A 21,107-nucleotide genomic window follows, 5' to 3' on the forward strand; every position below is an offset into this window, starting at 1 on the left:
GCGACGTCATGGTTCTGTCGGTCGACGGAGATATAGCAATACCCGTGCCTAAATTTTTTTCATTTGTAAATCAAAGCGTTGCGAAACGACCTGTCAATCATCCGACAGGTCGTCGTCGCGCCGGCTCATGCCGTACTTGCGCATCTTCTCCACCAGCGTGGTGCGACGGATGCGCAGGCGTTCGGCGGCCCGCGCGACCACTCCGCCGGCGTCGTCGAGGGCCTGCTGGATCAGGCCCTGCTCGAGGTTGGCCAGGTAGTCCTTGAGGTCCAGGCCTTCGGCCGGCAGCATCGCCGGCGCGTCCATTCCCGGCAGCCCGGCGTTGATCGCCGCGCGCTCTTCCAGCTCTTCGCGCAGGCTGCTGGCGAGTTGCTCGTCCTCGTCGTCGACATGGCGGAATTTCTTCGGCAGTTCGCCGACCCCGATCACCCCGTAGGGATGCATGATCGCCAGGCGCTCCACCAGGTTCGCCAGTTCGCGGACGTTGCCCGGCCAGTCGTGGCGGCAGAGCGACATGATTGCCGCCGAGTTGAAGCGGATCGACCCGCGCTTCTCATGCTCCATCCGCGAGATCAGTTCGTTGAGCAGCAGGGCGATGTCTTCCACCCGCTCGCGCAGCGGCGCCATCTCGATGGGGAATACGTTGAGGCGGTAGTAGAGGTCTTCGCGGAAAGTGCCGTCCTCGATCATCTTCTCGAGGTTCTTGTGGGTCGCGGCGATGATCCGCACGTCGACGTTCTGCGTCTTGTTGCTGCCGACCCTTTCGAAGGTGCGCTCCTGCAGCACGCGCAGCAGCTTGACCTGCATCGGCAGCGGCATGTCGCCGATCTCGTCGAGGAACAGGGTGCCGCCGTTGGCCAGCTCGAAACGTCCGGCACGACTGGTGATGGCACCGGTGAAGGCGCCCTTCTCGTGGCCGAACAATTCGCTTTCCAGCAGTTCCGCCGGGATCGCCCCGCAGTTCACCGGGACGAAGGGCCCCTCGCGGCGCTTGGAATGGTAATGCAGGTTGCGCGCCACCACTTCCTTGCCGGTGCCGGACTCGCCGAGGATCAGCACGCTGGCATCGGTATCGGCGACCTGCTGCATCATCTGCCGCACCTGCTGGATCGCCCGGCTGGTGCCGACCAGGCTGCGGAACAGGTTCGGCTCGCGGGAACGGCCGCGCTCGCGGGCCTGGTCGTACATCTCGCGGTAGACCTGGGCGCGATGCAGGGAATCGAGCAGCTTGTTGTAGCTGGGCGGCATCTCCAGGCTGGCGAGCACCCGGCGGCGCAGCTCTTCCGGCCAGTCGGCCGGGGCCGGCTCGCCGATCAGCAGGATCGGCAGGTACTCGTCCCAACTGGCCAGTTGCTTCAGCAGCTCTACCGCACCGCCCTTCGACTCGACGCTGCCGAGCAGCACGCACAGGGCTTCGCGACTGTTGCTCAGGCCCGCCGCTACCTCTCGCCAATCCTCGCTGTTGCAGGTCAGCTGATCTTCGCCGAGGAAGTTGAGAATGACTGCCAGGTCGCGACTGCGATCGAGATTGTCGTCAATCAGCAAGAGTTTGGTTTCGCGCCACATTTTGATCAGCTGCCTTGCATCGAATGGGTCTCGCTCGACCCGAAAGAGGGCTGGGACTAATGCCTATTTCTAATAAGCAGCCAGCATTTGGCCACTAGTTAAGTCAAATGTGAACGATTAGTCAATTTTATGGCGTGTTTTTTTTGCTGTTTCCGACAGGGAGAGGCAATAAAAAACCCCTACAGACCGCATGGAAAGCAGTACTGGCAGGGGTTTTGGGGGATATGTAAATTTTTCCGAAAAGCCTTGCGCCAAAGTAACGGCACAAAGCCATGAAAAACTTATCCGAACATCTGGTAGACCTTGGCGCCTTGCTTCGACTGGTTCAGCTGGATCAGATCGGTGGCCAGCTTGCGCTGCTCGCCCTGGCAGACATCGATCAGCTCGCGATACAGCGCCAGCAGCTCTTCCATCCGCGCCCGCAAGGTGGCTTCGTCCTGTACATCGAGCATCGCCTCGTCGACGGCCTGGCGGCAACGCTGGTCGAGTTCACCGATGGCCTCCCAGTTCTGGCTGGCCAGGGCAACGCGCAGGGCGCTACCGGTTTCTTCAAGGATCTGTACAGCTGCACTCATTGCTTGGTCCCTCTGGGGATGCCTCTCAGGGGGCAATCGCATCCCAACCGGATTTGATGTTGCGCAACAGCTCGGAAACTTCCTCGAGCTTGCCCGCGTCGTTCTTCAAGTTGGCTTCCGTCAGTCGCATCGACATGTAGGCGTAAAGGCGGTCGAGGTTGGCTGCCAGCTCGCCGCCCGCCTCGAAGTCGAGCCCTTCGCGCAGGCCACCGACGATGGCGATGGCCTTGCCGATCAGCTCGCCCTTCAGCGCCACTTCGCCGCGCTCCAGGGCTCCGCGGGCCTGCGCCATCCGGGTCAGGCCGCCTTCCATCAGCATCTGGATCAGGCGATGCGGGCTGGCATCGATAGCCTGAGCCTAGGTACTGACATTCTGGTATTGCCGCATGGCTGCCATTGCGTTCATCGACGGTTGCCTTGTTCGGTGACTGATACGCTCTATATCGGTCGGCTACCGCGATTCTTTAGCGCCGTTCGCTGTCTTCGCCCTGCGCTTCGGCGCTGCCAATGGCATCCCAGGCCTGCTTGATCTGGCCCAGCAGCGCCTCGACCTCGTCCAGCGGACGCGGTGTGTCGTCCAGCGCGACACCAGCCAGGCGGCGGGTCATGTAGTCGTACAACGCATCCAGATTGCCGGCTATCTCGCCGCCCTGCTGGTGATCGAGGCCAGCCTGCAAGGCGCCGATGATCGACAACGTGGTGCCTACCGCTTCGCCGCGCAGCGCCGGGTTGCGCTCCAGCACCGCGCGCCGGGCCAGGGCGATGCGTTCGAGCGCGCCGTCCAGCAGCAGCTTGACCACCTGGTAGGGCGGGACGTCCTGTGCGCTGCCTACCTGCCGGTAGGTATCGATAGGACGCGACATCAGCTTTTCTTCACAAGGCCAGGCAGGCTGCTAAGAGCCTGGGCCATGCGTCCGCTGGTCTGGTTGAGCTGGCCGATCAACTGGTCCATGGCGGTGAACTGCTTGAGCAAACGATCCTGCAACTGCTCGACCCGGCGATTGAGCGCTTCGCGCTGGGTATCCACCGACTTGATGGTGTCCTGCAATCCATCCAGGCGCTGCTGGAGCACACCGCCGGTCTGGGTGTAAGGCGTGAGCTTGTCGTCGAGACGCTTCATCAGGCCCGTATCGCCGGTGAACAGAGCGGAAACCGACTCGAACTTGTCCTTCAGAACCTTGTCGAGTTTCTTGTCGTCGATTTCCAGGGTGCCGTCTTTCTTGGTGGTGATACCCATGTCGGCGAGCATGCGAACATCGGTACCTTGCCCCGGCTGGACCATCTCGTTGCGCATGGTGGTGAGCAGGTTGCGCACGCTGCTGTCACCGACCAAGGCACCGACCACGGGAGCCTTGTCGTCGCCCACCTTGGTCACGCCGGTCAGTTCCGAAGTCACGCCGACCAGCTTGTTGTAGGCCTCGACGAACTTCTTGATGTTGTCCTTGACGCCGCCACGGTCCTGCTCGACCGAGATGGTGATCGGCTTGTTGGTGTCGGTGACCGTCTTCAGCTCGAAGGTGACGCCGTTGATGACCTTGTCGACCGTATTGGTCGGACTTTCCAGGGTCAGGCCGTCGATGCTGAACTTGGCATTCTTCGCCTGGGTGATATAGCCGCTGCTGCTGGAAGAGGTACCGTCCAACTGGGACAGGGTCAGCTTGCCATCGGCGCCGACGCTGCCGATGTTGAAGTTCTCCAGGCCGGAACTGCCCTGGACGAACACGTCCTTGCCGGCGCCGGAATCCTTGCCGGTGAAGACCAGTCGCGAGGTTCCGTCTCCAGGGTTGTTGACGATGTTGGCGGTGATGCCCTTGTCCTTCAGCTGCGCGTTGAGCGAGTCGCGCACTTCGGCGAGGGTCGCGCCCGCCGCGACGTTTACCGTGACACCGGCATCGTCGGCACCCTGCTTGATGGTCAGGGTTCCGCCGGAAGTGGTCTTGTAGCCATCGGCAAACGACGCGGTGGCCACCTTGCTTACGCTGGCCAGCTGGGTCACTTCGAGCTTGTAGATACCCGGCAGGGCGTCCTTGGTCGCGGTGGCGGTGGCGAACTTCTCGTCGCTGGTACTCGCCGAGCGCTTCTGGAACAGCTCGGGCTTGTTCAGTTCCTTGAGGATGGTCTGCAGGTCGGAGATCGCGCTCTTGAGCTGGCCGATGCCGGTGAACTTGGCGGTGGTGTCGCTTTCCAGACGCTTGAGCTGCGCCTCCTTCGGCGCCTTCTCGGCCGCCACCAGGGTGGAAACGATGTTCTTGATATCAAGGCCCGAGTTGTAGCCGTTGATCGTCGTACTGTTCGCCATCTTGCTTCACCTCGTCAGCTCATTGACGCTTTGTCCTTCCAATTCCAACAGACACTCAAAAGACGTGCCAATTCCGCTCAGGCTTCCGCCTTGAACAGCAGGCTGCGCGCTTCGTCCAGTCGCTCTGCCAGGCGCAGGGCCTCTTCGGAAGGGATTTGCCGGATGACTTCTCCGGAAGTCGAATCGGTCACCTTGACCACTACCCGCCCCGTGGAGTCGTCCAGGCTGAAACTCAGATCACGACGGATGCTCTGGGTGAACTTCTCGATGGAGGAAACCGCCTCCTCGACCGCAGCGCGTTGCTCCTTGTCGCCCATCCTGACGTCGCCCGTCCGTTGCGCGCTTGCGCTGGCGGCCGCCTCGCCGGCCTGGCCGGCCGGGCGTGCGCCATCGGAAGAAGACGCCGAGCCGAACAGCCGGATTACCGGAGCAGCCGTCGAATTGTTGACATTGCTGACGTCCATCGTCGCTACCTCTCAATGAGATACGAGGGGAAGCGCGCCAGCGCTCCCCCTCGTGACTTCACCTTGACCTCGCCGAAGCTTAGCGCAGCAGGCTCAGAACCGACTGCGGCAGCTGGTTGGCCTGGGCCAGGATCGCGGTGCCGGCTTGTTGCAGCACTTGGTTCTTGGTCAGGTTGGCGGTTTCGGCTGCGAAGTCGGTGTCTTCGATCCGGCCGCGAGCAGCCGATACGTTCTCACCGATGTTCTTCAGGTTGTTGATGGTGTTGTCGAAGCGGTTCTGCACCGCACCGAGGTCGGCACGCTGGGCGTCGATCTGCTTGATCGCCTCGTCGATCACCAGCACGGCGGACTGAGCGCCCTTCGCGGTGGAGATGTCGATCTTGGCGACGGTGTCGTTGGTCTTGGCGAAAGCGGTAGCGGAAGGGGTTACGCCAGCCGCGGTGCCTACGCCGGTGCTGCCGGTGTCAGCGATGACAACGCCGGAAACCGCGCTAGTGATCGCACCGGAGCCATCCTTGCCAGCTTTGGAAACATAGCTGATGGTATCGCCGTCGCTGAAGGCACCGATGCCGACGTTGGCGTCGTTGACCGCAGCGGCGATCTTGGCAGCCGCCTGCTCGGCGGTTTCGTTGCCCTTCATGTCGACCTTGACGTTCACGGCGCTGCCGCCGGTGATGCCGATCGCGATGTCGACGGTGCCCGAAGCGGTTGCAGCAGTGACCGCGCCGCCGCCGTCAGCCTTGAAGTAGGTGCCGTTCAGCGACTCTGCGCTCATCTCGTCGATGCCGACGCTGATGATTTCGTTGGCGGCCGAACCCACCTGGAAGCTGGCGACGCCGAAGGAACCGTCGAGCAGCTTGCGGCCACCGAAGGTGGTGGTGTTGCTGATACGATCCAGTTCTTTCTGCAGTTGCTTCACTTCGCCGTTCAGAGCGGTACGCTCGGAGTCGCTGTTGGAGCCGTTGGCCGACTGCAGGGACAGGTCACGCATACGCTGCAGGATGTTGGTCGACTGCTGCAGGGCGCCTTCAGCGGTCTGCGCCAGGGAGATACCGTCGTTGGCGTTCTTGGTAGCCACGTTCAGGCCGTTGACCTGGCTGGTCAGACGGTTGGCGATCTGCAGGCCGGCGGCGTCGTCCTTGGCGCTGTTGATGCGCGAACCGGTGGACAGACGCTGCAGCGAAGTGTTCAGCGACGCGGAAGAGTTGTTCAGGTTCCGCTGAGTGTTCAGCGAAGCGATGTTGGTGTTGACGGTCAAGGCCATCTTGATGCCCTCCAAGGACGATATGTTTGCCTGAGCTTGCGACCTCGGGTGGGCATCGCCCAGGCACCCCTAAAGTTCGCATTCGTGATCTTTATCGGCGCTTCCCTGGGGAGCTTTAGGTTTTTTTTTGACCATCCTCGTTTTTCATGCATCGGCCCCGTCGGAGGGGTTCGCGCAAGGCCTCCCGAGCGCTGCGGACAGCGACGGAAAGCCCCGCCGGCCGCTCAGTCCGGCATCCAGGCACGATACCAGGCGCGCAAGTGCTCGCCGTCGAGCATCCAATCCGCCAGCACCCGTTCGCGCAGGTTATCCCCTGCCCTGGCCGCGGCATCCAGGTCGCGGGTATGCATGCGGATCGCCTCCACCCAGTCGCGGAAACGGTTCTTCACCCGCGTCACCGGCAGATCGTCCTGGTAGCAGCGCACGTCGCTGCAGACCACCGGGAAACCGCAGGCGCCGTATTCCAGCAGGCGCAGATTGCTCTTGCACTCGTTGAACAGGTTCTGCTCCACCGGCGCCAGCGCCAGGTCGAGATCGAGAGCCGCCAATGCCCACGGATAGCGTTCGATAGGCACCCCCGCATGCACTTCCCTGACGAAGGGACGGATGGACGGCGGGCACATGCCGAAGAACACCCAGTCGACTTCGTCGGCCAGTTCCCGGACCACATCGGCGATCAGTTCCAGATCGCCGGTATGGCTCGAGCCGCCCGCCCAACCGACACGTGGCCGCTCGCCGCGCCGCCGCTGCGCCCGCAGCCCCTGCCACCACCCCACCGGCAGGCGGTTCTCGATCACCCGGATATCCGGGTGGAGACCGGCGAAGGCCTCTGCCAGGGCCGGCGTCGACACCACGAAGCGGTCGACGTAACCCAGCCCGCGACGCAGCGTGCGCAAAATGTCCTTCGGCAGGTGCTGGCGATGGGCGCTCTTGAGGGGCACGTTGGGCAGATAGTCGTCCAGCTCGTAGACCTTGAAGGCCCGCGAGAACGCCTGCATCCGCCGCATGGCCTCGAGACGCTCCTCGCCGACCTGGCGCTGCAGCACCAGTACGTCCGGGTCGTAGCGCTCCAGATCGGCCACGTGCATCAGGCCGATCGACAGCGCGCCATCGATGGATGCCGACTCGCGCAACGCGCTGAACGGCTGGATCACCCGGTAATGGCCGCAGCCGAATAGGTCGGCGGGGTGCGCCAGGACAGTGGGCAAGGGCCGCCACCCCTGCAACGGGCGCCAGGCCAGCTGCGGGTCGGCCAGCTTGAAACCGCCTTCGGCCTGCAACGAAAAGCCCGGGTTATAGGCGGGATCGCGTGCCAACAACGGTAGCCAGCGCGCGTACAGCGCATCTTCTTCCTCGACGCTCGCCGCCGTCGTGGCAGGCGCATCGAGCAACAGCCGCGCACGCGGCGTCCATACGTTCAGGTAGCCCGCCTGGACCGCCCGCAGGCAGATGTCGACATCGTCCCAGCGCGTCAGCGCCTCGTCGAAACCGCCCAATTCGAGAAACAACTCGCGGCGCATCAACAGGCATTCGCCAGCCACCGCCGAGTAGTTCTGGTCCACCTGCAGGCGCTGCAGGTAACCGGCGTCCTCGTGCGAACGCCCTTCGAAGGCCCGCCCGGCCGGTCCGCATAAGCCGAGCAGCCAGCCGGCGTGGCAGACCCGTCCGTCCGCCGCCAGGAGCTTGGCGCCTACCGCGCCGACTTCCGGACGCTGGCCATGGTTGAGCAACTGCTGCAGCCAGTCCTTGTCTAGGATGCCGCTGCCGGCATCGAGCCAGAGCAGGAATTCGCCACGCACCCGGGACGCCGCCAGGTTGCGCAGAGCCCCACGGGATAACTGCCCATCGCCTCGCAGCACCCGCACCTGCTCGACACCCATGCCTTCGACGGCGAGCAGCCATTCGCGAACGTCGGCCGCTTCGCCACCCTGTTCCAGCAGAAGGATCTCGTAGTTGGGATAGGCGGTATTCTCCAGCACGGTTTCTACGCAACGCTGGAGCTGCGCCAGGCGCTCCCCGGCCAGCACCAGGATGCTGACCGGCGGTTGCCCGGCGTGGCCGTAGTCCAGCTCGTAGCGCCCCGGCAGCCGGCTTCCGACTGTCGCCTGCGCGTAGCCACGGGCACGCAGGTGGCCTTCGATCGCCGCACGCTCGGCGGTGCTGTCCTGCAGGCGCAGCGCTGGGCCAGACAGCAGTGGCTCGCTGATGTGTCCGATACAGCCCAGGCCCCGCTGCTCGACGAGACGCAACTGGTAGGCCAGCTCGAAAGCCTCGCCGGCGGTCTCGTCGAATCCGCCCGTGGCAAGCAGCGGCTCGCGGCGGAACAACCAGTGCCGGGACAGGCCGGCGGGGAAACTGAGCAGAAGGTCGAGATTCAGGTCCGGGCGCAACGCCGCGCCCAGCTCGCCGTCATCCAGGCGCATGAGTTCGTCGGCGTACACCGCCTGGCAGCTCTCCGGTGCCGCCAGCAGGTCCAGCGCCGCCACCAGCAGGCCGCTGACAGTGAATTCGACGCCCGCTTCGACCAGGAGCAACCAGTCGGTATCAAGCCGGGCAAGCGCCTGGTTGATCGTCGGTATCGGCCCCGCGGCAGGATCGAAGAGCATCGCTCCGTTCCGCGGACTCGCGCCCAGCGGCGCGAACAGGTGGCTCTCGACATGTGGATACGAATTGACGTGCTCCAGGCTCTGCAGGGTGCGCTCCACGGCCTCGGTATCGCCGTGGGTGTCGAGCACCAGCACCGCGAAGCGCGGCCCACCGCCCTGCTCCTGCAGGAATCGATCGATCAGCGCCTTCTGCACCGCATCCGGCCGCCGCGCCTCCAGCCAGGTCGACAGCGTGACGCTACCGAAGCCCGCCGCCCGCCTCAGCGCGGCGAGCAGGTTGACCGGCTTGAAGACACGGGCGTCCAGGCGGGTGATCGGTGCCACCCGGACGAAACGGTTGTCGCCGGCCTGGCGATACCAACCCAGTTCGCGGATAGCCAGGCGGAAGTCGGCATGGCCCTGCTCGCCGATACCGGGCTGGTCGCGCCCGACCTGGCTGAACTGCTGGCGGGAGACGCGGAAACGGGTCAGCGGCCGCGACAGGAACGCCAGGTCGCCACGCTGTAGCAACTGCGCACACATGGCCAGGTCGCCGATCCAGTCGATGGCCCGGCCGTTGAGCATCATCAGGCGTTCGCAGATCTGCAGCAGCGCATCGCGCCGGGCCATCAGACAACTGGGTTCGCCGATGAAGTTGATGGTGTGGTCGGCGAGGAACGAGACCAGCTCGCGACCGTCGATCAGGACGTCGCCGGCGAACGGGAAGCAGGTCGCCAGGATGTCCGGCAGCGGCTGCCCTTCCTCGTCGATACGCAACCGCCGCGACGAGGCCAGGACCACGTTCGGCTCGCGCTCCATCGCTCCCACCAACGCCTCGACGCATTCGGGAAGCAACACGTCGTCGTCGTGGAGAAACTTGACGTACTCGCCCTCCGCCAGGCGGATGCCTTTCGCCGTGCTGCCCAGCTCGCCGAGGCGCGTCTCGTTGCGGAAGTAGCGGATCGGGAATGCCGCGGAGGCGCGCTTCTGCTCGACCAGCGTGGCGATCCGCTCGTCGCTGCTGTCGTCGCAGATGATCAGCTCCAGGGCCGGATAGGTCTGCCCGAGCACGCTGTCGAGGGCGTCCTCGAAGTACTCCAGCTTGTAGGTCGGCATGACGATGCTGACGAGAGCCTGTTCACCCATATTCATTGACCGTTGTCGAAATTGAAGAGCATCGATTCGCCAGGCTAGTCTCTGTCGGGCCTTGCCTTTGGGAATCATCCATAGCCGCGGGCTGCTGTCCGGGTGCGTGTGTCGCTACATGCCGTAAATACTCGTGCAAGGAATGTCATAAGCCGTCTCCGTGACGGAAACCATGCCGGGCACGCTTTGCCGCGCACAGAACAGATTGAACAGTTCCTGCATATCCTGGTTGCGCGAGTCTCCCGGCGGATAGCCATCGAAACCGGCCAGGAGAATTCGTCGCGCTCTGCCGCTGGCGGCCACCGCCAAGGCATAACCGATGACCAGTGAGTTCGGAGCGACGCAGCCCTGAGGGAACACTTCGAACCTGCCGGACCTCACTCCCAACCCGAAATCCAGAAGTTGCTTATCGTGCAACGACATCAGTAATTCGGTAGGCAGGCTCGAGACAGGGGTTATGAGAGGCTGCGGCAGGCGCGCATGGGTTTCGCAATCCGCAAGCAGGCGTACTGGATGGCAGGCTACGCGGAGATCAATCAGGCTGGCGTCGAGATCCGACTGGGTATTCAACGCGACTACCACTGGCCGGGTACGCCGGATATAGGACTCGAGGGCCTGGCGGTGCCTGACCACGCCTGCGCCAGCCCCCAGCAGCAATACTTCCCTGCCTTCCAGCCAGTCGCATGGGGACCAAATCCCTTTCGGCGTTTCATCATAGAGATGACGGGCACTGACGAGCATGTCGCGACGGAAGCTCTGTCCACCTTGCCGACGTAGATAGTCGATAGCGGCAAGCACGTCCTCTTCGCCATAGCGCGGGTCGCCCAGCATTTCCTGGACATAGGTCGGGTGGATGGCATGCTTCCCGGAAAGGTAGTAGAACGCGTTGGTCCCCCAGCCATGCCGCACCTTCAAAGGGGCGAAGTATTCTCCGATCAGGGCCAGCAAGGGGACCAGGTTGGCCCGCGGCTCGGCAAGCTCGATCAACAGTTCCTCGATGCGCACATTGCCGGGGCCGCGTCCCATTCCGGTGATGGTGGCATCCAACCATTCGACGCCCTCGGTCCGCGCGGTCAGGGTGTTCTGTAACGCCAGGCCCATGTTGTCGTGCGCATGAAAACCCAGCGCCCCCGACCAGCCTTCCCGCAGCCAGGCCACGGTCTCGCAGACATCCGCGGGCTTCATGCTGCCCGTGCTATCGGCGAAGTACAGCACGTCGACGGGCCAGTCACTGGCCGATGACGCAAGGCGACTCACCTCCTCACGGGTATGGCCGGCCATTTGCATCAGGTTGAAGCCAACGGCATAGCCTCGGCGCTTCAGCCAGTCGCACGCGGGCAATACACGCTCGAACTCGTGGAAGTGGCAGGCGATGCGCACCATCTTCAGCGCGCTGGTTTCCGCGCTCTCTGGAACCAGTTGTTGCAACGCTGCCTCCAGGCCCATCTCGCCCAAAAGGTCGGCGCCGTTGAGCATCACCGCCAGGGCCAACCCTTCGGGAATGGCAAGGCTGCGGATGAAGTGGTCGGTGGTGTAGGCACAGGCTCCCTTGAACCCTTCGTTGCGCAGAAACCGGAAACCCAGCTCCACGACGTCGACCCGCGCCGCACGCATCGCATCGAGATAACGCTCGATGATCGTGGTGGGGAAGTCCCAGGCGGTGTAGTAGCCACCATCACGGAGGGTACAGTCGAGCACCTTGCTGGTGATCGCCGACAATGGCTGGACCATCCATCAGCTCCTGAGCGTGCAACGCATGTGGCTGCTCGCACCTAGCACTTTCAGCCATTGTTGGAATATAGCCAGGTGCTCCCTGGGCAACTGGTGGATGTGTATAAAAGGAGAGTCCATGGCGTCCTTCGGCAACCAGTTGGCAACCATGTCGACATCGAAATTTCCAGGAGTGTCCATCTGAACGATGCTGTAGCCCGAACGCATGGCGAAATGCCCGATATTTTGCGGAGTGAAAGCCTGCAAATGCATCGGCGGAAAAATACCATGGGCCAGCGCACGAAAGCTGTTGTAACCCAGTGCCTGGTTGTCCATACCGAGCGCGTTAGGTGTATGGAAATGATGGAGCCCTCCATCGCTCATGAGCTTCTTCGTGGCGACCATAAAACCGTGAGGATCGAACAGATGCTCGATCAGCTCGAAATGGATGATCAGGTCGAAGACCCCGCCACTACCGGCAGCAAACTCCTCGGCACTGGCAGCATGGAGCGTGAGGTCGCGGTCTTCGTTCCTAGCGATGGCCGAAGCGTCGATATCAATGCCGGTCAATTCGCATCGGTGCAGGAGATCGCTGGCGTGAAGGGCAGCCTTCAACTCGGATAACAAGCCGCCCGAATTGCAGCCGACCTCAAGGATGCGTATCCGCGCCCGGCCCAGCAGATACTCATCGATCAGAGTGAGGAGAAAGCGCACCCGATCGGAAATTATCCGGTCGCCTGAGCGCTGACGCGCCTTCAACAGGTCGCCGAGCATGCCGTTGCAGCGGCACTGGCTGTAATAATGACCAAGTACCGCCGGCGGCGGGCAAGGCGTTACATACGCGGTGGTGCAGCGCATGCATTTGGCGACACGATAGATACCCTGGAAAGGTTCGAGGTCGGCGCGCTCCTGCGCTCCGCAACAAGGACAACACCTTTCCACGAATGCATGAGAAAACTCCGTGTAAATCGCCAACGCATCGGCGATACGCTGCTCATAGATCGCCAACGCCTGTTCCCGGGTCCGGTTCTGCTGCAGGAAGCTGACATAGGCGGGCACGGAATAGAGCCCCATGCTGCTTTCAACTACCCCCTCTGCAGCCGAGTGGACGTAAGGAGATTCGCTCATGAGTCGCTCCGCCTATAGACCAACTCGTCCCAATCGGTAGGCAGCCTCTTGGGACTTTTCGATAGATTGGCGATATCCCACAACGCGAAGCCGATATCATCCATCTGCTGGAAGGCCTTCGCGGAGATATCACTCCTGCCGCAGAAACCGAAGAGAGACGCTTCGATGGCTATGTAATCGACTTGCCCAGGGGAGACAGCCTCCATCTCCTGGCACTCGTAGCCGTGCATGTCGATGTGGGCGTTACGCAGACACTCGCAATCCTCAACGCTATCGAGACCTGACTCGAGAGAATCCAGTCTGCACCCCAGGTCAACAAGCTTGGAAAACCACAACGACTCGCCAGGCTGTGCGTCGATGCCAAGTATGGTCGGAGCAATCGAGGACGCCAATTGCTCACAGAAGCGCCGAGGCAAATAGGTCCGAGCATAGTCGGCATCGCACCACTCGAAAGTACCGCAGCGAGACGAGTAGGCCGCCGAGTCGTCACGGGGCATGCTGGTCACCTCCAACGCTAGCGGTTCGCGGCTTGCGCTGGAGGATTGCGTCCAACACCCGCTCCACATCCTCGAGGTTATCCACTGAGATGGACTGGTCGCTCATTTCGATCATCTTGACTTCCCAACCCAATTCGAGAAAGCGCAGAATCTCGATGTCCTCGACCTCCTCCAGTGAAGTTTTCGTCGGCCTGGCTGCGAACGCTCGCAGCGCCTCACGCGGAAAGGCGTAGGCACACACCTGACGCCAGGCCCGACTAAACTCGCCTTGTTTGGTCGTCGGAATGGCTGCCCGCGACATGTAGAGCAAGCGTCCATCCGGACGAAAGACCACCTTAGGGACCGATGGGTTGCGAAACGTCGTTTCGTCAGCGATGCCACAGTAGCCATTGATAATCGCTTCCGGGCTCGCCTGGGCTGCATCGATCAGCTTGCGCAGATCGTCAGGATTGAACAGCGGCTCATCGCCCTGAACATTGATGAAGATTTCCGCTGAGACCCGTCCGGCCACTTCGGCGACCCGGTCGGTTCCGGTCAGGCAACGGCTCGAGGTCATGAACGTGCGAATCCCCTCGCCTTCGCAGACTGCGCGGATGCGTTCGTCGTCGGTGGCAACCAGCACATGCTCGGCGTCCACCGCCTGGATGCATTGCCTGTAGGTCCTGACGATCATCGGCACGCCGCATAAGTCGAGCAAGGGCTTGCCTGGCAAGCGTGTCGACGCATGGCGTGCGGGAATGACAACGGCGTACTTCATGGAGTCCCTCATCCGATGGGCGGAAACTGCGTTTTCCGCGACATTTAACCGACCCTACCCCGCCAGAAATCCCGCGAGTTCATGGCAAGTCGGCTGGCGGCCTCCGCCCGCAGCAGAGCTCCATCGCTATCGGAAAACAGGCGGTTCCAGCTTTCAGCGGAAAACGAATAGAACGTGTCACGCTCCAGGTTGAACAGCGCGGTGAACTTCAACGAGTACCAGCTCATATACGGCTCAAGGGCCAGGAGGCGCGCCTGTGCAAAACGGTAAGAGTCGGCCAGGGACTCCACAGGAAAGCCCAGACGCCGGGCATAATCTCGCCAGAGCGCAGATTCGAAGGTGTACTGAGACAGCTCCTGGTAATGCCGCTCCGGCGACAGTTCCAGCCGATCGGACAGCTCGTCGGCGGCCCAGTCTGCCGGACGCGGATCCTCGGGCAGGGACCAGAGCGCCAGCATATCCTCGGTTCTTGCAATCATCGCTTTCTCCGAGAAGTGGAACGGCATGTACTGCCAGGAAGCACCCAGCGAAACCGCGATCTTCCCGGCATTGCGGCCATGCGAGAAGAGTCCGTTGAGCGCCTGGTGAAGCGAACCATGAAGAATGTTGTCGCTGCGGCAACGAACAGCGAACTCGATCCCCTTGTCCGCCAGGCGCTGTACACCCAAGCGTGCCGAACGCAGGATCACATTGCGGTTCATCAAGCCGAGATTCTCCGGCTGTGGAACCAATATCAACTCATCCAGCCAGGGGCGGCAGCGCTCGAGCAATTCGCTGGACTGATGGTCCCAGGTCACCATGCACTGGTAGGCGGACGGGAAATGCGAGCGGTTCCAGGCCAGCACCAGCGGCGTGAAGTCGAACGCCAGGCCCTGGACGAAAATACCCATCCGACTGGAAGGCAGATCGCGCCTCATCGTCAGACTTGGGAGCAGCTCGGCGACGTCCTGCATTTCATCGAGCAGCGCCACGTTGCCCGGATCGAAATCGATAGCGCGTACCGTGCGGAACCTGCCATGAAACTGACTGATCTGGTTCATCACTTCGGGGAAGTGGTTGGCCATGACCACGATCACGGTGTGCTCCAGCGATTCCTGTTCGAGTGCAGACGGCGCCCGAACTTCCACGCCGTGGATGCGCTTCCCCTGATTTTCGGGATAGGGACAGATAGTGTATTGCAGGTTCAGGTACTCGCTCACACACGGGTAGAAATCCTGGAAAAACTGCCCCGCCCCCCATCCGACTAGGCGAACCTTGGAGAGGTCCAGGTCAGGGTACTTGAGGCGTGCACGCAGCAAGGTTCCGGTAACGATAGACATGTTCAAGACTCTTCAGATTACGAGACGAGCATTCGACGTCCACGACGACATTCATCCGCTGGAAGGTCATGTCTTACCCTCCGGGCCATGGAACGGAAGCCATAGGTGTCGATAGGGAGACGGCCTTTCATGCGGAATACTCCGGCCAGTCGACATACAGAATGGTGTCGTAGAAAAACATCGAATAGTGCCGTAGCCGCAACCGAGCCCCCGGGGCGATCTCATCGATCGCAGCGACAATCTCCAGCAGGTCCGCCACGTGGTGATAACAGGTAATGGCCATGCGCGGCCGGCATTCGCCGATCAGGCGCGCTGCGCCGCGGAGGACCCGCGCTTCGTGGCCCTCCACATCCATTTTGAGCAGGCTCATACGGTCCAGGACGTCGTCCAGGCGCACACAACGCACTTGAACCGCACCATCCGCCTGGACCCGACTGCCCATGGTGCCGTGCGCAGCGAACGCAAGATAGCCCTCATCGTCGGACACGGCCAGGTTGTGCAGCTTCAGCCTGGCATGTCCGTTTAGGGCCGCGTGCATGCGCTGGTAGTTCGCTGGGTCGGGCTCGAAGGCGTGGATCGAGGCGTATCGATGACGGGCTGCCAGCATGAATTTCTTCACCGTATCACCGTCGAAGGCGCCGATATCCACGTAGTGCTCGTCGGTTCGCAGGTCGATCGGATGTCCGGCGCCGCGGTATAGGGAAAAGTATTCCTGCTCTCCCGGACACACGACATCCAGCAGAGCGGAACGGTTTCCATCCAGGCGCAAGCGCATGATGGCATCCAGGGTCTTGCGGCTTGGCTCGTCGGCCAGACGCTCGCGCAGCGAGACGAACTCGGCATGATATTTCACGGCCAGCTCGCGAGTCAGCGCACCGGTCTGGTAGACCAGCGGAATATCCAGCAGATAGAGGAGTTCAGGTAAGTCGAGGGTGGCGCATTTCGCGGCGCTTGAGAGACGGTCCAGCGTCAGCCATGCAGACAGCGAATAGGCGCAGTTCACCGCCGGCCTCCCGGCATGACGGGGATCGCTCAGGTGAGCAGTGGGGATCACTTCGTCGAAGCCATCGACAGTAGTGCCTTCCCTGAAGAGCACATCATCGACGGCGACCAGGCGCACATCAGGCAGGCGCCTGGCCAGGCCGGACGCGATATGGGGTCGATAGATACGCCCGAGATAGGAGCTAGGCACCAGCAACATGAGATATCCACTCTGTTCGCAACGCGCTAGAAAATCCGCTTGTGCAATGCTGCCACCATCCACCATCGACCACCCCTCAATTGTTCAGGATGCGCGCCCCATCGGGCATGAGTTCATCGTAAAAGGAGTAATTGGGCAGCTCCCGGGGAAGCCTGCCCGGCAACAACCATTCGCAGTGTCGCCCCACCCGGGTGTCGGCGAGCGCGACGCTGCCCGCACCCAGCGTGCTGCCCTGGCCGATCTCCACTCGCCGTCCCAACTGCACGCCAGCGAGCAGCGTGCTACAGGTTCCGACCCGGCAGTCCTCCTCCACCAGGACCTGCAGCTCCAGCCAACTGCCAGTGCCGATGCGGGCACGACCGGCGAGCACGCAACCGGCGCCGACGAACACGTTGCCCAGCAGTCGCACGCCTTCGCCGACGATGGCCTGAGGCGAGACGATATCGAATAGCCGGTAGCCCGCCAGGCGGATGTCCGCGATGAGCTTGTGGCGGGCGTAGTTCACCGCCCGCTCGTCCAGCGCCACGAATACTTCGCTTTCCGCAGCGGGGTAGCGTTCGAGCAGAGGCGCAATATCGAAGTTGTGTCGATCCGCAGCATTCAGCTCCAGGACCCGGTGTTCCAGTCCCCGTTCCCGCGCGGTACTGTCCGCCCGTTCGAGCGCGCGCCCTTCCCCGACGATGATCGCTTGCTTCATGCCCTCTCCCCCAGTACCTGCGCGCGATACCACAGATGCTGGCGCACCAACTGCACCTCGTAGTCGCCGTGCATGAACGGCGGCGAATGTGCACCCAGTCCCTCCTGGAGGCGTTCCAGGACCAGGGTGTCCTCGCCGATCACGTTACGCTCGCCGCGAATCAGGGTGCTCAGCAAAGCGCTGAAATCGGTCTTCGGATCCTTGCGCCGGGCAGTCATCATCCACAGGTGGTAGTCGGTCTCGCCGGGTGCCACCGGATCGTACTGCTGGAGCAGGAAGTGCTCGCCACGGACGCTGCAGAAGTTCACGTTCGGGTAGATGAACCAGTTGTAGTAGGCGTGCTCGTCGCCGTAGCCCTCGCAGAGGTCGGAGAACCAGCTCTTGTAGGGCTGGATCGGCGCCTTGGTGGGGAAGCTCAGCGAACGCAGCTCCGGCGTTTCGCCTTCCTGCAGCAGGCGCAGCACCTCGGACGGCACCGCAGCCTCGCGTGCCAAACCGCGCACCGGAGCGGTCATCACCGGGAGGAAGGTCTTCGGATGGACGAAAGGAACGTGGTTGTAGTCTTTCACGTTCTCCATGTTCAGCTTCCAGTTGTAGCGCACCTTGTGGCAGCTGTAGATCAGCCGCGTATCCAGGTGCGAGGAGACCTCCCGCAAGGTTTCCAGGAATCCATCATCGAACTGCTCGCGCAGCGGCAACGGGTCGTCCGCCAGGTTGACGAACAGCAGTTGCCCCACCTCTTCCAGGTGCAGCTTGCGCAAGCCGATCCGCGCCCGCTCCTCGGCGCTGAACTGGTACAGGCTGGAGTTCGGAATGCCCTGTAGCTGCCCCTCGGCACCGAACGACCAGGCATGGTACGGGCAGACCAGCGGTCGCTGGCCGGTGCATTCGGTCTGGATCGCCGACAGACGATGCGGACACTGGTTGAGAAAGGCCCGAATGCCGGACTCGGTACGCTGCACCACGACCGGCACGCCGGCGATCTTGCGGGTGAAGAACTGGTTGCGCTCGCGCACCATCGAACTGAAGCCGACGAAGATCCAGAGCCTGCCGAACAGCCTTTCGCGCTCCAGCGCGAGCGTCTGCGGCTCGGTGTAGTGCGCTGCGTCCAGCGCATGGCGAGTCATGTCCACATCCACAACCTTCACTTGCTGAAAATAACCCGGGCCGGATTGCCGACCACGGTCTGTCCGGCCGCCACGTCCTTGAACACCACCGCGCCCATGCCCACCACGGCGTCTTCGCCGATACTGACGTCGCGGGCGATCATCGCCCCGGAGTTGATCACCGCGCGATCGCCCACCTTCACGTAGCCAGCCAGCAGGCAGCGCGGGCCGATGTGTACATAGTCGCCGATGACCACGTCGTGGCCGAGCATGGTTTGCTGGTCGATGAAACCGTAGGCGCCGATACGGCAGTCCACGCCGCTGCTCACGTCGTAGCCGAAGAAGGTCGGGCCGTAGCTGGTCCGCACGCCAAGGGTGCAGCGGGTGCGGATAGCGACGAACTCGGCGCCCTTCGCCAGCAGGCATGCGACCTGCTTCTGGCGACTGAGCGGATCGCCGACCGCGGCGACGAACAGTTGGTCAGGCTCGGCGACGAAGCTCTCCGGATACCCGAGCCACGGATAGTAGAGCGACTCCGCGACCGCTTCGGGGCCGCGCTCGTCGAGAAACCCGCCGATCACCCAGTCGATGCCGTGACCGTAGTCGACCTGCAGCTGGGCCAACACCTGACGCCCCAACCCACCGGCGCCGAGGATGATGATCCTCTTCATTGCATCGTCCTCAACTGATGGTCAGGCCGCCGTCCATCACCAGGGTCGTGCCGGTCACCCAGCGGCTGGCATCGGAAAGCATGAAGATAGCGGCGTTGGCGATATCCTCGGGCTTGCCGAAGCCCAGCGGATAATTGTTGCGCTCGGTGTCCATGGAACCCACGACCTGGGCCGTAGCTTCCAGCAGCGGTGTTTCCACCAGCGCCGGCGACAGGCAATTGACCCGGATCCGCCGTTTCACCACTTCCATGGCCAGGCAGCGGGACATGGCGATCAGAGCGGCCTTGGTTCCCGAGTATGCGCCCACTCCGGCAACCCCGATGTGGGCGGCGATGGAAGCGATGAACAGGATCGAGCCGCCGGCCGCGATCAGGTTGCGCTTCAGCAGCGCCTGGGTAAGCAGCATCGGCGAGTCGACATTGATCGACTGAACCTCGCGCAGGTGCGCTTCGCTCATCATACGGACCGGACATAGACGGGAGATCCCCGCGCTATGCACTACCCCATGGATTTCGCCATCGAGCGCCGCGACCAAGGCGGCACGCTGCTCGGCGACCGTGAGATCGACCTGGATCGCCTGGTGCGACAAATCGGAAATCGCCTGCAACGCTTCCAGGCTGGCGCCCAGGCGCTGTGGGTCGCGACCGCTGACGATCAATTCGGCGCCCATCCGCGCGCAGCTCTGCGCGATGGCCAGGCCCAGGCCGGAACTGGCGCCGGTGACCAGGATGCGCCTGCCCGACAGGCTGAAGGGATTGAAGGAAGTCTCGTCGTTCACTTGGCTGATTCCGCGTTCAAGGCACTCAGGATTCGATCAGATCGGGGAACTTCGCCCCTTCGATATCCACCAGGCAGGTACCCCAGGACAGGCCGATACCGAAGCCGCAGAGCAACACGCGATTGCGGCCGGCCTCGAGTTCCCGGTTGATCCGCGCGGTCATGGTCACCGGCAGCGAGGCGCCGCTGGTGTTGCCGAAGTCGCGCAGGGTCGAAGGCACCTTCTCTACCGGCAGGCCGAGCTTCTTGCGGATGGTCTCGTTGATCATCCGGTTGGCCTGGTGGAAAACGAAGTAGTCCACTTCGTCCTTGCTCGCACCGGCATAGTCGAGCAGCTTTTCCACCGCCGGCGGTACGCGCTGGGTGGAGAAGCTGAGTACGGCGGTGCCGTCGAGCTGCAGGTCGATGGCACGGTGCCAATGGTCGTTCTCGTCCTCGCGGAACGGCATCAGGTGCTGCACGCCGACCGGTTCGCGATGGCCGCCCACCGGCAGGATGATGGCCTTGTAGCCGCTGCCGTCGCTGTTCAGGTCGAAGTGCATCGGCGGCGCGCCTTCGCAGAACTCCAGCGCCGTCGCGGTGCCCGCGTCGGAGAAGATCGGATCGTTGACACTGGCGCCGCGGTCGCCGACCAGCACAAGGCCCTTCTTCACCCCGCCGGCGGCAATCAGCGAACCCAGCAGGTTGAGGGCGAACGGATAGGCCGAGCAACCCAGGTTGACGTCGAAGGCCACGGTGGAATGCGGCAGCCCCAGGCGGTCCTGGAGGATGATCGCGGTAGCCGGCGCCAGGTAGTCGGGAGACTGGGTCACGACGATCAGCGCATCGACCTCCTCGCGCTTCCACTCCAGGCTTTCCAGCAGGCGCTCGGCGGCGTCGAAGGCCAGGTCGGAGAAGCACTGCCACTCCTGCGCCATGCGCCGCGTCTCGATGCCGATGTTGCGCACCAGGCGTTCGCGCTCGGCGCGCAACTGCGGCTTGCAGTCGGTCAGGTTGGAGATAACGCGCTTGGGGACGCAGGTCGCCATCCCGGCGAAACGGACGTTCTTCAGCGTGGAGGTGGCCATGGTCAGAGTCCGAGCATCTGGTAGAGGTCGCCCACCGTGCGAGCCTTGATCAGGTCTTCACCGGTGATGGTCTTGCCGTATTCCATGTCGAACATGACGATGACCCCGAGCGCGGCCAGCGAGTCCCATTCCGGCAGGTCTTCGAGCTGGGTGTCCATGCTGACCTCGACGGGATTCTGGAAATCGGTGGCGGAAAGGAAGTCTTCGATGAATTTTGCTTGGCTCATTTCTTGTCTACCTGAGTGAGGCGGTTGTTCATTCTGTTATCGGTCGCGACG

The 21,107-nt window shown here is 62.7% G+C and carries 20 protein-coding genes; all 20 read right to left on the reverse strand.

Annotated elements, in window-relative coordinates; translation table 11 throughout:
* Positions 1–93: 93 nt before the first annotated feature.
* The 20 genes from fleQ to HMPREF2716_RS07940 all read right to left on the reverse strand — a co-directional run bounded on the left by fleQ (position 94) and on the right by HMPREF2716_RS07940 (position 21,056).
* Positions 94–1,566: a transcriptional regulator FleQ gene (gene fleQ, locus HMPREF2716_RS07845; protein ID WP_003086448.1), complete on the reverse strand. Its 1,473-nt coding sequence runs from the start codon at positions 1,564–1,566 to the stop codon at positions 94–96.
* A gap of 281 nt (positions 1,567–1,847) precedes the next feature.
* The gene (locus HMPREF2716_RS07850) at positions 1,848–2,141 is read right to left on the reverse strand and encodes a flagellar protein FliT (protein ID WP_003086445.1); all 294 of its coding nucleotides are present in this window, start codon (positions 2,139–2,141) and stop codon (positions 1,848–1,850) included.
* Between the two features lie 25 nt (positions 2,142–2,166).
* Entirely contained in the window at positions 2,167–2,490 is a 324-nt protein-coding gene (fliS, locus tag HMPREF2716_RS07855; protein WP_256548111.1) for a flagellar export chaperone FliS, read from the reverse strand.
* A gap of 115 nt (positions 2,491–2,605) precedes the next feature.
* Positions 2,606–3,004: a flagellar export chaperone FliS gene (gene fliS / locus HMPREF2716_RS07860; RefSeq protein ID WP_003086441.1), complete on the reverse strand. Its 399-nt coding sequence runs from the start codon at positions 3,002–3,004 to the stop codon at positions 2,606–2,608.
* Positions 3,004–4,440, reverse strand: coding sequence for a flagellar filament capping protein FliD (fliD, locus tag HMPREF2716_RS07865; RefSeq protein ID WP_003123161.1), 1,437 nt, complete (start codon positions 4,438–4,440; stop codon positions 3,004–3,006). Before fliD ends, fliS (HMPREF2716_RS07860) begins: the two co-directional genes overlap by 1 nt.
* Before the next feature lie 77 nt (positions 4,441–4,517).
* Positions 4,518–4,904 carry a flagellar protein FlaG gene (locus HMPREF2716_RS07870; RefSeq protein ID WP_003086436.1) on the reverse strand — a complete coding sequence of 129 codons (387 nt, stop codon included), beginning with the start codon at positions 4,902–4,904 and terminating at the stop codon, positions 4,518–4,520.
* 79 nt (positions 4,905–4,983) lie between these two features.
* Positions 4,984–6,168 carry a flagellin gene (locus HMPREF2716_RS07875; protein WP_003120600.1) on the reverse strand — a complete coding sequence of 395 codons (1,185 nt, stop codon included), beginning with the start codon at positions 6,166–6,168 and terminating at the stop codon, positions 4,984–4,986.
* 224 nt (positions 6,169–6,392) lie between these two features.
* Positions 6,393–9,899, reverse strand: a complete 3,507-nt coding sequence (locus tag HMPREF2716_RS07880; RefSeq protein ID WP_023518478.1) for a glycosyltransferase — start codon at positions 9,897–9,899, stop codon at positions 6,393–6,395.
* 114 nt (positions 9,900–10,013) lie between these two features.
* Positions 10,014–11,630, reverse strand: a complete 1,617-nt coding sequence (locus HMPREF2716_RS07885) for an aldolase catalytic domain-containing protein (protein WP_003158214.1) — start codon at positions 11,628–11,630, stop codon at positions 10,014–10,016.
* A 3-nt stretch (positions 11,631–11,633) separates the two neighbouring features.
* On the reverse strand, positions 11,634–12,737 hold the full coding sequence (locus HMPREF2716_RS07890) for a class I SAM-dependent methyltransferase (protein WP_004348584.1): 1,104 nt from the start codon (positions 12,735–12,737) through the stop codon (positions 11,634–11,636).
* Entirely contained in the window at positions 12,734–13,234 is a 501-nt protein-coding gene (locus HMPREF2716_RS07895) for a hypothetical protein (RefSeq protein ID WP_003158212.1), read from the reverse strand. Before HMPREF2716_RS07895 ends, HMPREF2716_RS07890 begins: the two co-directional genes overlap by 4 nt.
* A complete protein-coding gene (locus tag HMPREF2716_RS07900) occupies positions 13,224–13,991 on the reverse strand; it encodes a 3-deoxy-manno-octulosonate cytidylyltransferase (protein ID WP_014603178.1) in 768 nt (255 codons plus the stop codon). Before HMPREF2716_RS07900 ends, HMPREF2716_RS07895 begins: the two co-directional genes overlap by 11 nt.
* Before the next feature lie 44 nt (positions 13,992–14,035).
* Entirely contained in the window at positions 14,036–15,310 is a 1,275-nt protein-coding gene (locus HMPREF2716_RS07905) for a hypothetical protein (protein ID WP_003158210.1), read from the reverse strand.
* A gap of 127 nt (positions 15,311–15,437) precedes the next feature.
* Positions 15,438–16,511 carry an FkbM family methyltransferase gene (locus HMPREF2716_RS07910; protein WP_014603180.1) on the reverse strand — a complete coding sequence of 358 codons (1,074 nt, stop codon included), beginning with the start codon at positions 16,509–16,511 and terminating at the stop codon, positions 15,438–15,440.
* A gap of 76 nt (positions 16,512–16,587) precedes the next feature.
* On the reverse strand, positions 16,588–17,208 hold the full coding sequence (locus HMPREF2716_RS07915; protein ID WP_003158207.1) for an LbetaH domain-containing protein: 621 nt from the start codon (positions 17,206–17,208) through the stop codon (positions 16,588–16,590).
* Positions 17,205–18,335 carry an aromatic ring-hydroxylating oxygenase subunit alpha gene (locus HMPREF2716_RS07920; RefSeq protein WP_003158206.1) on the reverse strand — a complete coding sequence of 377 codons (1,131 nt, stop codon included), beginning with the start codon at positions 18,333–18,335 and terminating at the stop codon, positions 17,205–17,207. The genes HMPREF2716_RS07915 and HMPREF2716_RS07920 overlap by 4 nt, the downstream gene beginning before the upstream one ends.
* A 17-nt stretch (positions 18,336–18,352) precedes the next feature.
* Positions 18,353–18,985 carry an acetyltransferase gene (locus HMPREF2716_RS07925; protein ID WP_003158205.1) on the reverse strand — a complete coding sequence of 211 codons (633 nt, stop codon included), beginning with the start codon at positions 18,983–18,985 and terminating at the stop codon, positions 18,353–18,355.
* 10 nt (positions 18,986–18,995) lie between these two features.
* On the reverse strand, positions 18,996–19,763 hold the full coding sequence (locus tag HMPREF2716_RS07930) for an SDR family NAD(P)-dependent oxidoreductase (RefSeq protein WP_003120610.1): 768 nt from the start codon (positions 19,761–19,763) through the stop codon (positions 18,996–18,998).
* Between the two features lie 25 nt (positions 19,764–19,788).
* Complete coding sequence (locus HMPREF2716_RS07935) at positions 19,789–20,829, reverse strand: ketoacyl-ACP synthase III (RefSeq protein WP_003086420.1); 1,041 nt, start codon at positions 20,827–20,829, stop codon at positions 19,789–19,791.
* 2 nt (positions 20,830–20,831) lie between these two features.
* A complete protein-coding gene (locus HMPREF2716_RS07940; RefSeq protein WP_003086419.1) occupies positions 20,832–21,056 on the reverse strand; it encodes an acyl carrier protein in 225 nt (74 codons plus the stop codon).
* Positions 21,057–21,107 lie beyond the last annotated feature (51 nt).

Source organism: Pseudomonas sp. HMSC076A11, from assembly GCF_001810205.1.
Taxonomy (GTDB): Bacteria; Pseudomonadota; Gammaproteobacteria; order Pseudomonadales; family Pseudomonadaceae; genus Pseudomonas; species Pseudomonas aeruginosa.